The sequence below is a fragment of the Vibrio sp. KUL78 genome, assembly GCF_059725505.1.
Genome location: NZ_AP045837.1, coordinates 456,442 through 471,438, shown reverse-complemented (window position 1 = coordinate 471,438; position 14,997 = coordinate 456,442). Strand labels below are relative to the sequence as shown.

17 protein-coding genes are annotated in these 14,997 nt (G+C 45.3%); 3 read left to right on the top strand and 14 right to left on the bottom strand.

The genetic code is table 11. The annotated features are described in order from the left end of the window. Positions 1-19: 19 nt before the first annotated feature. The 5 genes from AC6I8Y_RS02470 to AC6I8Y_RS02450 all read right to left on the bottom strand — a co-directional run bounded on the left by AC6I8Y_RS02470 (position 20) and on the right by AC6I8Y_RS02450 (position 3,648). Positions 20-328 carry an ArsR/SmtB family transcription factor gene (locus AC6I8Y_RS02470; protein ID WP_042475935.1) on the bottom strand — a complete coding sequence of 103 codons (309 nt, stop codon included), beginning with the start codon at positions 326-328 and terminating at the stop codon, positions 20-22. 127 nt (positions 329-455) lie between these two features. After that, complete coding sequence (gene arsJ / locus AC6I8Y_RS02465; protein WP_252013382.1) at positions 456-1,676, bottom strand: organoarsenical effux MFS transporter ArsJ; 1,221 nt, start codon at positions 1,674-1,676, stop codon at positions 456-458. A gap of 93 nt (positions 1,677-1,769) precedes the next feature. Next, a complete protein-coding gene (locus AC6I8Y_RS02460; protein WP_394153068.1) occupies positions 1,770-2,264 on the bottom strand; it encodes a cyclin-dependent kinase inhibitor 3 family protein in 495 nt (164 codons plus the stop codon). A gap of 2 nt (positions 2,265-2,266) precedes the next feature. After that, on the bottom strand, positions 2,267-3,271 hold the full coding sequence (locus tag AC6I8Y_RS02455) for an ArsJ-associated glyceraldehyde-3-phosphate dehydrogenase (RefSeq protein WP_394152932.1): 1,005 nt from the start codon (positions 3,269-3,271) through the stop codon (positions 2,267-2,269). Positions 3,272-3,318: 47 nt separating this feature from the next. Beyond that, positions 3,319-3,648 (bottom strand): metalloregulator ArsR/SmtB family transcription factor, encoded by a 330-nt coding sequence (locus AC6I8Y_RS02450; RefSeq protein ID WP_128647956.1) that lies wholly within the window; start codon positions 3,646-3,648, stop codon positions 3,319-3,321. Between the two features lie 214 nt (positions 3,649-3,862). Here AC6I8Y_RS02450 and AC6I8Y_RS02445 point away from each other — a divergent pair, with 214 nt between their 5' ends. Beyond that, positions 3,863-4,612 carry a metalloregulator ArsR/SmtB family transcription factor gene (locus tag AC6I8Y_RS02445; RefSeq protein WP_252013377.1) on the top strand — a complete coding sequence of 250 codons (750 nt, stop codon included), beginning with the start codon at positions 3,863-3,865 and terminating at the stop codon, positions 4,610-4,612. A gap of 15 nt (positions 4,613-4,627) precedes the next feature. On the opposite strand, the gene AC6I8Y_RS02440 is transcribed toward AC6I8Y_RS02445, so the two are convergent. Continuing rightward, positions 4,628-5,296, bottom strand: coding sequence for an HAD-IA family hydrolase (locus tag AC6I8Y_RS02440; protein ID WP_394152929.1), 669 nt, complete (start codon positions 5,294-5,296; stop codon positions 4,628-4,630). A 533-nt stretch (positions 5,297-5,829) separates the two neighbouring features. Here AC6I8Y_RS02440 and pykF point away from each other — a divergent pair. Both pykF and AC6I8Y_RS02430 read left to right on the top strand, forming a co-directional pair. After that, on the top strand, positions 5,830-7,242 hold the full coding sequence (pykF, locus tag AC6I8Y_RS02435; RefSeq protein ID WP_042475922.1) for a pyruvate kinase PykF: 1,413 nt from the start codon (positions 5,830-5,832) through the stop codon (positions 7,240-7,242). Positions 7,243-7,396: 154 nt separating this feature from the next. After that, positions 7,397-8,080: a GntR family transcriptional regulator gene (locus AC6I8Y_RS02430; RefSeq protein WP_498021425.1), complete on the top strand. Its 684-nt coding sequence runs from the start codon at positions 7,397-7,399 to the stop codon at positions 8,078-8,080. A 456-nt stretch (positions 8,081-8,536) separates the two neighbouring features. Here AC6I8Y_RS02430 and sspB read toward each other — a convergent pair whose 3' ends face one another. From sspB to zapE, 8 genes are all read right to left on the bottom strand, one after another. Beyond that, positions 8,537-9,025 (bottom strand): ClpXP protease specificity-enhancing factor, encoded by a 489-nt coding sequence (sspB, locus tag AC6I8Y_RS02425; RefSeq protein ID WP_394152927.1) that lies wholly within the window; start codon positions 9,023-9,025, stop codon positions 8,537-8,539. 24 nt (positions 9,026-9,049) lie between these two features. Beyond that, positions 9,050-9,685 carry a stringent starvation protein SspA gene (sspA, locus tag AC6I8Y_RS02420; protein ID WP_042475917.1) on the bottom strand — a complete coding sequence of 212 codons (636 nt, stop codon included), beginning with the start codon at positions 9,683-9,685 and terminating at the stop codon, positions 9,050-9,052. An 86-nt stretch (positions 9,686-9,771) separates the two neighbouring features. Beyond that, positions 9,772-10,509 (bottom strand): cytochrome c1, encoded by a 738-nt coding sequence (locus AC6I8Y_RS02415; protein WP_234494548.1) that lies wholly within the window; start codon positions 10,507-10,509, stop codon positions 9,772-9,774. Beyond that, a complete protein-coding gene (locus AC6I8Y_RS02410) occupies positions 10,506-11,771 on the bottom strand; it encodes a cytochrome b (protein WP_042475912.1) in 1,266 nt (421 codons plus the stop codon). The genes AC6I8Y_RS02415 and AC6I8Y_RS02410 overlap by 4 nt, the downstream gene beginning before the upstream one ends. Further along, positions 11,771-12,361, bottom strand: a complete 591-nt coding sequence (petA, locus tag AC6I8Y_RS02405) for a ubiquinol-cytochrome c reductase iron-sulfur subunit (protein ID WP_234494549.1) — start codon at positions 12,359-12,361, stop codon at positions 11,771-11,773. The genes AC6I8Y_RS02410 and petA overlap by 1 nt, the downstream gene beginning before the upstream one ends. Before the next feature lie 464 nt (positions 12,362-12,825). Beyond that, the gene (gene rpsI / locus AC6I8Y_RS02400; RefSeq protein ID WP_042475909.1) at positions 12,826-13,218 is read right to left on the bottom strand and encodes a 30S ribosomal protein S9; all 393 of its coding nucleotides are present in this window, start codon (positions 13,216-13,218) and stop codon (positions 12,826-12,828) included. Positions 13,219-13,233: 15 nt separating this feature from the next. After that, a complete protein-coding gene (gene rplM / locus AC6I8Y_RS02395; protein ID WP_234494550.1) occupies positions 13,234-13,662 on the bottom strand; it encodes a 50S ribosomal protein L13 in 429 nt (142 codons plus the stop codon). Positions 13,663-13,873: 211 nt separating this feature from the next. Beyond that, on the bottom strand, positions 13,874-14,977 hold the full coding sequence (gene zapE / locus AC6I8Y_RS02390; RefSeq protein WP_498020720.1) for a cell division protein ZapE: 1,104 nt from the start codon (positions 14,975-14,977) through the stop codon (positions 13,874-13,876). Positions 14,978-14,997 lie beyond the last annotated feature (20 nt).

The following is a 14,997-nucleotide window of genomic DNA, read 5'->3' as shown; positions in this document are numbered from 1 at the left end:
ATCAGGGCTCTTAGCCAGCTTAATCAAATGTGGATAAGCTCAGCGAAGAAAACTCATTTAATGCTTCGCGCTGTATGCGATAGCAGACTTTAGGTGGCGTTGATTCTGCACTAATAAATCCTGCGACCTTCAAAATACGCAAGTGTTCAGAGACCGTTGACTGAGCAAGACCTAACTGCGACACAAGGTCGCTATTCAAACACCCACCAGCGCGCTCCAAATCAGACAGAATACGTAAAATCCGAATACGTGCAGGGTGTGACAACGCTTTCGCTTGTGCAGCTAACCTCTTCTCTTGAGATAACTGCTGCTCAGAGGCGACAAACATATCAGGATTTTCAACGCTACAACTGGTCACACTCTTTCCCCATCGTCTTTTGACGATAAATGTACGCCTGAAACAAAAAAGAGTCAATCGTCTTTTAACGATTGACTCTTTTTAATGAATATTCACTTTATCCTGCGACAGCTTTTGGCGCACCAGGCAAACGAATTGAGATGATGGTCGTTAGCACTAAGAACGCAAACGACACCCACATACAAGCTGCGAGACCCGCCACTTGGAACACCCAACCAGACAACACAGTACCGATCAAACGCCCCATCGCGTTAGCCATGTAATAGAAGCCAACGTCCATCGACACGCCATCGCCTTTTGCATAGCTCACAATCAGATAACTGTGCAAAGATGAGTTAACCGCGAAGATAGCGCCAAAAATCAATAGCCCCACAACAATAACCGCTTGTGGGTACCACTGCATCTGAACACAGTAAGCGATGATACCCGTCACCACGGCTAATGCCAGAGCCCACCACATGGCAGCACTACCATCTGGTACTTTACCCTGCGCTTTACCGGTAATCTTTGGGGCTATGCCTTGAACAAAGCCATAAGCGATGACCCATAACGCTAGAAATCCACCGACTAAGGTATGATCCCAACCAAAAATAGAGCCAAGATAAATAGGCAAAGCGACGACAAACCAAACATCACGAGCGCCAAACAGGAACATACGCGCAGCGGATAAGATATTGATGCTCTCTGATTTAGAGAAGATCTGCTTAAACTTAGGCTTAGCTTTTGCCTTACCCATATCGCTTTCTAAGCTGATAACGCTGCCAATGAACACCAGTGTCAGCACCGCCGCCATTGCTGCAACGGCATACTGGAAACCTAAGACCGACAGCAACAAACCACCGATAAAGAAGCCCGCACCTTTTAGTGCATTCTTAGAGCCGGTAAGAATCGCAACCCATTTGTAAAGCGCCCCTTGCTGCTCATCAGGCACCAAGGTCTTGATGGCACTTTTCGCACTCATCTTATTCAGATCCTTAGCAATACCTGACAGCGCTTGAGCGGCCATCACCCATGGAATGGTTAGCCAAGCACTCGGAACGGCCAGCATTAGCAATGCAAAGATCTGCATCCCAAGCCCGATATTCATGGTGCGATTAAGCCCTAAACGTGCGCCTAGCCAGCCGCCAATGAGATTGGTGACCACGCCGAAGAACTCATAGAAAAGAAACAGGGATGCGATGGCAAGCGAGCTGTATCCGAGATCGTGGAAGTAGAGCACCACCAACATTCGTAATGCACCATCGGTAATGGTGAAATTCCAGTAGTTAAAGGTCACCAACATATACTGGCGAACGCTTTTGCTAAGGTTAGACAACATAATTCTTCTGCCTAATAACAGGGACAAATGTTCAGAAATAGAAGCCCTCATCAGAGGGCTTCTATCTAGGTTTACTCACTACGAGTGCTGCGCCTAGAACGTCGCTGCAAGCTTTTCTACATAGTCAATTTGAGGCTGCTTAGTGAAAGCACCCGGGCGTAGTGCCTGAACTTCACGGCGAATCGTCTCAAGATCCCAGCCTTTCTCAAGCAAAAGGTTTGCCGCAAGAAGACCAGTACGACCAGAGCCGCCCATGCAATGCATAGCAATTTTCTCGCCCGCTTCCATCGCTTGATGAAGCTCTGGTGAGATTGCTTTCCAGCCTGCTGCAAACTCTGAACCAGGAGCGCGATCATCTTCAATTGGCGTTTGGAACCACTTGATGCCTAGAGCCTGTGCTTTTTCTCCAAGCTCAGCAACGCCTGCTTCTGCCATCTCGTGGTTATCCAAAGCCGTCACGATTACCGTGACACCTTGCTCTTTAAGTTGCGCCAATGAGTCGTCTAATGACGCCTCTTTGGTACCCGGACAAGGCGTTAGTACTAGCGCAGCGTTTTCTACGTTAAGTTCCCATGTTGGATGCATCATCATTACCCCGCTAGACCGACTTTACGAACCAATTCGGCTGTGCGTGTTGCATAGCCCATTTCATTGTCATACCACGCATAAATTTTCACCATTCGAGAGCCAACGACCATGGTAGATTGCGCATCAACGATGGTTGAGCGTTGGTCACCGCGATAATCGATAGACACAAGCGGACGCTCTTCGAAACCAAGGATACCTCTTAGCTCACCTTCGGAAGCTTCTTTAAGAAGTGCGTTAACTTCTTCAGCCGTTGTATCGCGTTTTACATCAAAGATGATGTCGGTGAGTGACGCATTTGCTAGTGGTACACGCACTGCGTGGCCGTTGATCTTGCCTTTTAGCTCAGGGAAGATCTCAACGATAGCCGTTGCACTGCCCGTCGTGGTTGGGATAAGGCTCATACCACATGCACGAGCACGGCGTAAGTCTTTGTGCGGCGCATCAAGGATAGTTTGTGTATTGGTTAGGTCGTGAATAGTTGTGAACGATGATTGCTCGATACCCAGTTTCTCGTGAATCACTTTCACCACAGGCGCGATACAGTTGGTAGTACAAGATGCCGCCGTCACGATACGGTGTGCCTCTGCATCAAAGATTTCGTCATTCACACCAACAACGATGTTGGCAATGCCTTCTTCTTTCACTGGTGCAGAGACAACCACGCGTTTCACGCCTTGGTCTAGGTATTTGTTTAGGAATTCAGTTTTACGGTGCACGCCAGTTGCTTCAATGACAACATCACAACCAGACCAATCAATCGCGTCGATATCGCGCTCTTGAGTCGTTTTAATGCGCTTGCCGTTCACCACAAGCTCATCACCTTCAACGGCTACACCGTGATGCCAAGTACCTTGTACTGAATCGAACTCCAATAGGTGACCTAGTGTGGTTGCATCACCTGCAACATCATTAATCAAAACAAACTCAAGTTCGTCCCAATCAAATGCTGCGCGAAGCGCCAAACGGCCAATTCGACCAAATCCGTTAATGCCTACTTTAATCGCCATAACTCAATCTCTTAATTACGTAAAATTTTCGGTTGTACCGTCAAGCTTTAAGCATCGTTCGATGATGACACAAGCTCGTTAAAGTTTAATTGATAAGCACTTTGCAAACAGTTCGACTGTTCAAGCCCTTTCAATGTTCGATAGAGCCAACCAGGCAATCCTTCAGCTAAGCTGTAAAAGACGTGCTGCCCTTGCCTCGTATCCTTGAGCACCCCTGCTTGTCTAAGCATAGCTAAATGTCTCGATACTTTAGGCTGGCTCTCTCCCAATGCCTCCACCAGATCGTTGACACAGACCGAGCCGTTGGCCGACACCCAAAGCAGGGTTCGAATACGGGTTTCATCAGACATCAATTTGAAAAACTCATGTGGAAGCATCTTTAAATACTCATATATGGATATGCGTATATATTAAAAAATATCACGAACGAGTCAAGGATCTTTTTGAACTGTCATAAAAGCTTCATACAGAATGTAGCCGATACTGGTTGAAACGATTTGGGGGCACCGGAGGGATACAATGCTTTCATTCGCACCGATAAGCTTTCATAATATTGTGTGCGCTAATACAAGCCGATTTGATGAGGACACCATGACAAAAAAAATACTCTTTGTTTGCAGAGGAAACTCGGCACGCTCGCAGCTCGCAGAGGCGATCGTCAACAGAGATTATGCGGACCAATACCAAGCATTTAGCGCTGGTAGTAATCCAAGTCATGTAGACAATAGAACGTTAACCACACTCAAAGAGTCTGGTTTTGATAGCGAGGGTCTGCGCTCAAAGTCGGTAGAAGAGTTCGACGGACAGCATTTTGATTATGTCATTACGCTATGTTCATCAGCGCACAAAGAATGCGGGGTATTTGAAAACAGCCAAGAGAGCCTTTTTTGGGATCTTCCCTCCCCCACCTCTTTATCAGAGACTTCTTTTGACGCCTCTTTATATGATCTGTACAAGCGAATCGAACTGTTTGTGGCCGTGCACAGTGACAGTAACGATTTAGATTTTGACCCACTGGTGATTCATAAGTGTCTGAGCGACCAAACAAGGCTCCTCATCACCTTAATGATATTTACCGAAGTGGAGCTCAGTGTGGGTGAGTTGTGCGACGCGCTGCAAGAATCTCAACCAAAGATCTCCAGAGCGCTCGGCGTACTTCGAAACTGTGGGGTAGTTAGCGATAGACGCCGAGGACAATGGGCGTTTTATTCCATCTCAGATAAGCTACCGCTATGGGCTATCGACATACTGGATGCATCCGTTGTCAGCATGCGTAGCAAGTTACTCGCGGCTAATCAGTTACTCAACCAATCTGCCAATCGCCCAGACAAGCACAACTAACCTATGCTTTTAAGATCATTGAACAAAGGCCAGCAATTGCCTCATATCGGAGATGTAGTGTAGGTAAGGGCTATCAATTTCAATCTTTTTATGAGGCTCTGCATGTGAGAAATATAAGGTGGTGACTTGTGCTCCTATGCCAGCTTGAACACCGACAAGAGAGTCATCAATAAATAGACACTCTTCCGCTCTCACTTGCATTTTATCCATGACAAAGTGCAGAAGTTTAGGGTCTGGCTTCCAGGCATGTGCATCTAATGCGCTGTACACCGTGCCCTCGAAATAGTGGTCGAGTTTTGTCAGCGGTAAAGTAAACGCCATCTTTTCATGAGGAGCATTTGACGCTATGCATATGGCAATGTTGTTGGCTTTGAGCTCATCTAAAACCTCATAAACGCCATCGATGACCTTGAGCTGCTCAGTGAACAGTTCCTGACAGCGCTGACGATAATGGCGAACAAGTCCTGTTAAGTCGTCATCACTAAGCAATGAACTATCAGCGATAAGCTCTCCAAAGATCTTCTCAAGCTTTACCCCTTGGAACTGATCTTTCACCTTCTCATAATCAACATTAACGCCAACGCACTCTAGTACTTCGACGATTGCCTGTATACATAGACGTTCGCTATCGATAAGCGTACCGTCACAATCAAAAATCACACATTTGATCTGGTTTGAAGCCATATTTTGCTACACCTCTCGATTCCAACTGGCTCTTTTTGAACAGTAAACAGCCATACTGGGTACACAATATCACCAGCAATGAGCCTCTTCAATGGACAGGATTCTGTACTGTATTGGTAACCATTTTGAAAAAAAGTTACCAAATGGTGTCGATTCATCCGGTTTATTTATTTTGATCCAAAAATTAAATCTTAAGCGCCGAAACCTTGCTCTAAAACAAGTTATGCACAGTGAAATCCGATCAATTCAGTGGTAGAATTCGTGCCCGAAAAGAAAATAAATTACAGAATTAGTGGTTATTTTTTTGTAATCTTACTGAATTATCCTAGTGAGAGCCCAAAAAAGTGGCCTAGAAAGCGCCTCAATCAGTCATAAAATGACTAAACTTGATGAAAGACTTTCATTTCTAGAAGAAGCGAAACTAGAGAAAAGATTGATAGCTCATGTGAATTATTTGTGGGCATCCCTAGCCTTCTAGAGAGACTAATACTAACTTTCAAATTGCAATTATATTTACTCGGAGAGTATCTTCCATGAAAAAGACCAAAATCGTATGTACGATCGGCCCTAAAACTGAGTCTGTAGAGAAACTGACTGAGCTAGTAAACGCAGGCATGAACGTTATGCGCCTAAACTTCTCTCACGGTAACTTCGAAGAGCACGCGAACCGCATCTCTAACTTCCGTGAAGTAATGGCAAACGTTGGCAAGCAACTAGCAATTCTTCTAGACACTAAAGGTCCAGAAATTCGTACTATCAAACTAGAAGGCGGCAATGACGTTGATCTAGTAGCTGGTCAAGAATTTACTTTCACTACTGACGCTTCTGTAGTTGGTAACAAGGACGTTGTAGCGGTAACTTACCTAGGTTTCGCTAAAGACCTATCTGCTGGTAACACTATCCTAGTAGACGACGGCCTAATCGAAATGGAAGTTATCTCAACAACTGAAACTGAAGTTAAGTGTAAAGTTCTTAACAACGGTGCTCTAGGTGAGAACAAAGGTGTTAACCTACCAGGCGTTTCTGTACAGCTTCCAGCGCTTTCTGAAAAAGACAAAGCTGACCTGAAATTTGGTTGTGAGCAAGGCGTTGACTTCGTTGCTGCTTCTTTCATCCGTAAAGCTGCAGACGTTAAAGAAATCCGTGACCTTCTTGACGCAAACGGCGGCGAGAGCATCCACATCATCTCTAAGATCGAAAACCAAGAAGGCGTTGATAACTTCGACGAGATCCTAGAGCTTTCTGACGGTATCATGGTTGCGCGTGGCGACCTTGGTGTTGAAATCCCAGCTGAAGAAGTAATCTTCGCTCAGAAGATGATGATCGAGAAGTGTAACCGTGCTCGTAAGACAGTTATCACTGCAACTCAAATGCTTGACTCTATGATTCAAAACCCACGTCCAACTCGTGCAGAAGCGGGTGACGTTGCAAACGCAATCATGGACGGTACAGATGCAGTAATGCTTTCTGGTGAAACAGCGAAAGGTAAGTACCCTGTTGAAGCGGTAACTATCATGGCTCAAATCGCTAACCGTACTGACGGTGCGCTAAAAGCTGAACTAGGTTCTCGTCTAGACAGCCCACGTCTACGTATCACTGAAGCAGTATGTAAAGGTGCAGTAGACACAGCTGAGAAGCTAGCTGCTCCACTAATCATCGTTGCTACTGAGGGTGGTAAGTCTGCACGTTCTGTACGTAAGTACTTCCCAACTGCAAGCATCGTTGCACTAACGACTAACGCTAAAACTGCTGCACAGCTAGTTCTTACTAAAGGTGTTCGTCCAGTTCTTGTTGACTCAATCGACAGCACTGATGAATTCTACAAAAACGGTAAAGAGTACGCTCTAGAATCTGGTTTTGGTAAGAAAGGCGACATCGTAGTTATGGTTTCTGGTGCACTAGTAGCATCTGGTACAACGAACACAGCATCTGTTCACGTACTATAATTCCGACGAGTTATACAAAATATCTATAAAAAGAGGGCTTCGGCCCTCTTTTTTTTATAATTGCCTTGCCCATTTTTTCAACACGCTGTACTATCAAAAACAGGTTTACAACATGGCATACCGCCATGGTTTTCCAACTATTGTTTTTAAAGTTATGAGGTGCATCGTGTCTAGCCCAACATTGACAGACAAGGTCGCAAAATTGATCTGTCAGGACATTCTTTCTGGAGAACTTAAGCCAAACCAAAAACTGGTAGTAGCAGAGCTTAAGGAAAAGTATCACGTCGGAGCCTCTCCGATAAGAGAAGCACTCATACAGCTTTCTTGGATTAAATACGTCAAGCTTGAGCCGCAAAAAGGCTGCTGGGTCGCTCCAATCTCAAAATTAGAGTTATATGATCTTTATGAGAGCCTTAAGGTGGTGTCTTCTGTGCTGCTTGAGAAGTCTATTCAGCAAGGAAATGAAGGCTGGGAGCTAGAGATACTCACCGAGTTCCACAAGCTATCTCGATTCAAATTCCAAGGTGATAACTTTAATTGGGTTGATTGGGAAGAGCGTCAAGAAGCTTTCTATAGTTCATTACTTAGTGGATGCTTTTCAAAGAACATGCTCGATTTCTTCAACGACATCATTCGCCAAGTTAAGCGCTACCGTCGCGTCTCATTAAGCCACTCGCCTAAGCCATTTGCCGAGCTATTTAATCTTGAAGAGCACGAAAAGATGATGAAGCTGACACTCGACAAAGACCTAGACGGCGCTCGACAGCAGCTTACTCAATACCTCACCGATATGATGAAGGATATCGAATCAACGGTAAATGAGATTGAAATGAAATAAAAAAATCGGGGCTAGCCCCGATTTTTACCATCCAAAGAATTCTTTGTGATGTGTGTTGAGTAGCAGCACCATAGGCAAAAAGTATAATGCGCTCAACTTGATACCTAAAACGACTAATGCGCCGATGGTAAGCCTTACCAAAAAGTGATTGTACATAACAAACCTCTATCACCTAACTCATTGACATCCAAGATGATCTTGTCCAATCAAAGCAGAATTCCATTCTAGAGGAAGGGAAAAATGTGTACTAAAAAGTGTGACCTTTCTCCAAGAACGCCTAGTTTACTGATTACACTAAGATGGTCAAGTTTTAATCAGCATTAGACTAAAGTCTAATACAGTGGCACGTCTTTTACACGTCTCAGAATAAAGAAGAGATCAACTCAAGGCAGGATAGCGAGGAAGGTGTACCCTTGTTACGCATTAAAAAAGCCGCATATTAAATGCGGCTTTTTGTCATTTGACTACTCGAAGACTTGGTCGCCCTTTTGGTTTAGGCGGTTCATCGTCTCCGTTAGGCTCTTCATTGGTTTGCTCTGGCTGTTCCGTCTCAGCGGCAACAGACAAGCCTGTTGTCACTTCCGGTTGAGTGATGTCTTCTTCTTCAATAGAAAGATAAGCATCTTCAGGCTCAAACATAGTTCCAGCACCGTTTTCACGAGCATAGATAGCTTGTACAGAGTACAGCGGAGCAATCACTGAGTGCGGTTTGCCACCAAAACGAGCGTGAAACGTAATCGCTTCGTTGCCCAGTTCCAGTTGTCCAACCGCTCTAGGAGCAATGTTAAGAATGATCTGACCATCCTGGACAAACTCCGAAGGAACTCGAACACCCGGCATGTTTGCATCAACAACAATATGCGGAGTCAGATCATTTTCAACAAGCCAATCATAAAATGCACGAAGCATATATGGTCGGCGAGGTGTCATTTTTTCAATATCCATCGTCTCAGGAGAAACCTATAAGGACTAGCGAACCAAACGCATCTCACGCTCAGCTTCTGTTAGAGAAGCTAGGAATGAATCACGTTCAAATACACGGTTCATGTACACTTTGATCTCTTTTGAGCCTGGACCAACTAGCTCGATACCCATTTCAGGTAGACGCCACAATAGTGGTGCTAGGTAGCAATCAATTAGGCTAAACTCTTCGCTCATGAAGTACTCATACTCAGCAAAAATAGGTGCCAGAGTCAGTAGGTCATTGCGAAGTTTATTGCGAGCCGCTTCTGCTTCTTCAGCAGAGCCTTTCATTACTTTCTCAGCAAGTGAGTACCAGTTACGCTCAATACGATAAATCATCAGGCGGCTGTTACCACGAGCTACAGGGTATACTGGCATTAGCGGTGGATGCGGGAAACGCTCATCAAGGTATTCCATGATGATCTTAGAATCGTAAAGGGCTAGCTCACGATCGACCAAAGTTGGCACTGTCTTGTATGGGTTTAGTTCAGCAAGCTCAGCTGGGATGTTTACATCATCCACTAACTCGACTTCAACACTAACCCCTTTTTCCGCTAGAACGATTCGAACCTGGTGGCTATATAAATCAGTAGCACTGGAAAAAAGAGTCATCACAGAACGTTTATTGGCAGCTACAGCCATGGAGCCCTCCGGGATACTTACAAAAAACAATGGAGGCTGTGCCTCCATTGTGAACAAATTGGAATTAACGCGCTATGATAGCACAATTAGTGAACATCGCGCCAATACTCTTTCTTAAGCAGCACAACGACGATAGTAAAGATGACTAGGAACGCCATCACCCACCAACCTAGCGCATGACGCTCAAGCTTCACTGGGTCACCTGAGTATTCAAGGAAGTTGACGAGGTCACGTACTGCATCGTCATACTCACTTGAGCTCAGCTCACCACGACCATCGGTTTGAGTGCCAACAATCACTTGTACTTCCTCACCATCAACGATCTTAGTCTCGAAGATTGGTGTCGGGATACCTTGCAGCTCTTCAAGAACATGCGGCATACCCACATTCGGGAAGGTGGTATTGTTCACGCCAAACGGACGACTTGGATCGACATAGAAAGTACGTAGGTATGTGTATAGCCAGTCTACGCCGCGAACACGAGCAACCAAGGTTAGATCCGGTGGCGCTGCACCAAACCAAGCCGCTGCTTGTTTCTGAGGCATAGAGTTAACCATCAAATCACCGATCTTAGCTTCTGGGTCGAACACTAGGTTCTCTTTTGCAAGATCAACCGGGATACCCAAGTCAGTCGCCACACGCTCATAGCGTTGATACTGCGTCGAGTGACACGCAAAGCAGTAGTTCATAAACAGCTTGGCACCGTTTTGAAGCGACGCTTTGTCCGTCAAATCATTGTTTGCTTTATCAAGATTTACATTGCCACCAGCCGCTAGTGCTAGAGATGGCAGCAATGCGAAAAGTACTACAATCCACTTTTTCATTTGAATGTCACCCTCTCTGGCAATGGCTTGGTGTTCTCATTTTTACTGTAGAAGAACAGCAGAACGAAGAACATGAAGTAACCTAAACTGAAGATCTGAGCCAGTAGCGTGTACGTCGGCGTCGCTGGTAGCGCACCAAGAATACCCAAAGCAATAAAGCTAATGGTGAACTGGATGATGTTGATTAGGTGAATCTTACTTCTGTAGCGATAAGAGCGAACTTTACAGCGATCGAACCAAGGAAGTAGGAATAGGAACACAATCGATAGACCCATTGCTACCACACCCAACAGCTTGTCCGGAACCGCACGCAGAATCGCGTAGAACGGCGTGAAGTACCATACCGGAGCAATGTGCTCAGGAGTCTTCAGCGGGTTCGCTGCTTCAAAGTTAGGTGGCTCAAGGAAGTAACCGCCCATCTCTGGGTTAAAGAACAACACATAACAGAACAGGAAGAAGAAGCCAGCCACACCAACAAGATCTTTTACCGTACCGTAAGGATGGAAAGGAATCGAATCAATGATGTCGTATTTCTTACTGTAGTAATCGTGGAACTTGAACTGCGTCTTGTAGTCATCGCCCATGCTGCCTTTAGGAAGCTTAGTCTCAATACCATCAGGGTTGTTTGAGCCTACTTCGTGTAGAGCGAGTACGTGCAAGACAACAAGAAGTAGCAGCACGATTGGCAGAGCAATCACGTGAAGCGCGAAGAAGCGGTTAAGCGTTGCACCAGAGATAATGTAATCACCACGGATCCAAAGCGTTAGGTCATCACCGATAACTGGAATAGCACCAAAGAGCGAGATGATTACCTGAGCACCCCAGTAAGACATTTGTCCCCAAGGAAGTAGGTATCCCATAAATGCTTCTGCCATCAACACAAGGAAGATCAGCATGCCGAATACCCACAGCAGCTCACGCGGCTTCTGGTAAGAACCGTAGATAAGACCACGGAACATGTGAAGGTAGACAACAACGAAGAAAGCCGAGGCGCCCGTTGAGTGCATATAGCGGAGTAGCCATCCGTATTCCACATCACGCATGATGTATTCAACAGAGGCAAATGCACCTTCGCCAGAAGGTACGTAGTTCATTGTTAGCCAAATACCCGTTAGGATTTGGTTAACCAGCACTAGCATGGCTAGTGAGCCAAACAGATACCAAAAGTTGAAGTTTTTTGGCATTGGGTATTCAGACAAATGCTTTTTATAAGCATTCATTGCAGGTAGACGTTTTTCTACCCAATCAAGTAACACTTGCATTATGCATCCCCCTCATCAACACCAATAAGGATTCTGGTATCGCTCAAGTACATGTGTTTAGGAATGACAAGGTTGAGTGGCGCTGGTACGTTTTGGAAAACACGACCAGCCATATCAAACTTAGAACCATGACACGGGCAGAAGAAACCAGACTTCACACCTTGGACTTGTTCACTAAAGGAATCAGCAAGATAGGTAGGCGAACAACCTAGGTGGGTACAGAAACCAACGGCAACAAAGTACTCCGGTTTAATGGAGCGGTACACGTTTTGTGCATACTCTGGCTGTTGTTCTTCAGCGGAGTCTGGGTCACGTAGCTGATTGGCTAGGTTGCTTAGGTTGTCCACAACAGATTGCGCGCGACGCACAACCCATACCGGCTTACCCTGCCATTCAACACGAACCATTTGACCTTCTTCAAGCTTGCTGACGTCCACTTCAACAGGGGCACCAGCAGCTTTTGCTTTGGCACTTGGGTTCCAAGATTTAATAAAAGGAACGGCGACTGCAGCTGCTCCCAAACCACCGACAACCGCAGTTGTCGCAGTAAGGAAACGCCTGCGACCGTTATTTAAAGGCGCATTGCTCATCCAACATTTCTCCCATTTGCTCCTTTGGGTCAACACTGAGCGAATCCAAGTTGCTCTTTTAGATGGAATAACCCATTGGGGAACCATTCCTTGGGCTATTTTCCTTCAAATTGAACGAGCCAATAGTACTAATTATTTTGGCTACTTGAGTCTGCTCAGACATCGATTCCGACCAGTAGAGCATGGCTAACAAAATACGAATTTTAGTTGTATTTATTTGATAGCAAATGATAAAGAAAACCCTACTTTTTGACAAGATAAAGCTACCTTTTCGTAACATCTATAGCAGGAAATCGCTTGCTAGTTCACAAAAGGAGGGAAAAGGAGAGAGTGAAGATCAGAGTTTCTGAATTTAATGAGGTTATTGGACGTATAAATACAAAAAAGCCCAGCCGAAGCTGAGCTTTTTGATTCCACGTTCCAGCATAAAACTGGAAAGCATAATTTTCTCGATAAGGAGAAAATTAACGCTTAGAGAACTGTGGACGACGACGTGCTTTACGTAGACCAACTTTCTTACGTTCAACGCAACGAGCGTCACGCGTAACGTAGCCAGCTGCACGTAGAGCAGGACGTAGAGTCTCATCGTATTCCATTAGCGCGCGAGTGATACCGTGACGGATAGCACCTGCTTGACCAGAAATACCGCCACCTTTTACAGTAACGAATAGGTCTAGCTTCTCAGTTAGTTCAGTTAGCTCAAGAGGCTGACGAACTACCATGCAAGAAGTTTCGCGACCGAAGTAAGTTTCTAGTTCACGCTTGTTAACTACGATATTGCCAGTGCCTGGTTTGATGAAAACACGAGCAGCTGAGCTTTTGCGACGGCCAGTGCCGTAGTATTGATTCTCTGCCATTTTCGAAATCCCCGATTAGATGTCTAGTACTTGTGGTTGTTGAGCAACATGGTTGTGCTCAGCGCCAGCGTAAACTTTAAGCTTACGGTACATAGCACGGCCTAGAGGACCACGTGGTAGCATACCTTTAACCGCTAGCTCAAGAGCCATTTCAGGCTTACGATCGATCAGCTTTTCAAAAGTGATTGATTTTAGGCCGCCTGGGAACTCAGAGTGACGGTAGTAAACTTTGTTCTTAGCCTTGTTACCAGTTACAGTAACTTTCTCAGCATTAACAACGATGATGTAATCACCAGTGTCAGTGTGAGGAGTGTATTCAGCTTTGTGTTTGCCACGTAGGCGAGATGCAATTTCACTTGCTAGACGGCCAAGAGTTTTACCTTCAGCGTCTACAACGTACCAGTCGCGTTTTACAGTTTCTGGTTTAGCAACGAAAGTTTTCATGCTAATAATAACCCGTTAATTAAATTTACACTTAAGGAGCTTTCGCTCCCACTGTCTAAGAGCCCATACATCACCCCTTCGAGTGTTGAAACTCTCGGCATCGTTCCTCAAAAAGTTTGAAGAAACTCGCCTGCAGTAACGGTGGGTCGCAGGATTATAGAGAAGCTCGAGGAAAAAATCATCTATTTTTTGGACAAATTTACCAAAAACATCAAGGTAGATGCTCTGAAGCTAAATAGTCATGGCTTTGCATCTCTGTAAGACGCGAGATACAGCGCTTGAACTCAAACTCCAACTGACCTTGGGTGTACAGCTCTTCCAGTGGTACCTCTGCAGAAATAATCAGTTTTACCCGTCTTTCATAGAATTCATCCACTAAGGCAATAAACCGCCTCGCAGCATCATCCAGTTTGGCATCCATCTGCTTAACATCGGCTAACAGCACTGTGTGGTAGATTCGAGACATCTCAATGTAGTCATTTTGACTGCGCATGGTCTGGCAAAGCTGCGCGAAACTAGCAAATAAGACATCATCGGCAGCGGCAAAGACTTCAATATCGCGATGATTGATATCAATACTTGCTTCGTGAACGCGATCGTCCACCACCAGTTGATTGAAGTAACGCTCTAGGATTTGGTTTGCGGCTTCATCTAATGGGAAATGGTAGATTTCTGCCTGTTCCAGGGTTCGAAGCCGATAATCGATACCACTATCTACATTCAGCACCACACACTGACTCTGAATAAGGGTAATTGCAGGCATGAATCGAGCGCGCTGCAGGCCATTACGATACAAGTCTTCAGGAGGGATGTTAGAGGTAGCGACCAGTACAACACCACGTTTAAAGAGTGCTTGTAACAGGGTCGCTAAGATCATGGCGTCCGTTATGTCCGAAACAAAAAACTCATCAAAACAGATAATCTTCGCTTCAGCTTCAAACCTATCGGCAACTTTCTCAAGTGGGTTTTCCACATCACCAAGCTGTTTGAGTTCATCGTGAACCCGATACATAAAGCGGTGAAAGTGGACACGCATCTTTTTCGTGGTAGGTAAGCTATCGAAAAACGCATCCATCAAGTAGGTTTTACCGCGCCCTACTCCTCCCCAAAAATAGAGACCTTGCGGTGGCGTCGCTTCTTTAGGCTTCTTACCTAGCAGTTTTTGCATCATCGTTAGCGCAGGCGCTTCAAACTGTAAGTAATCGTTAAACTGATGATGCAACCTATCTAAGGCTTCCACAGCAGCCCGCTGGGCTGGGTCTGCTTGAAAACCATTCATTTTTATATCATGTTCGTATCTTTCTATGGGCGTCATGGATTACTCGCAACACTGAT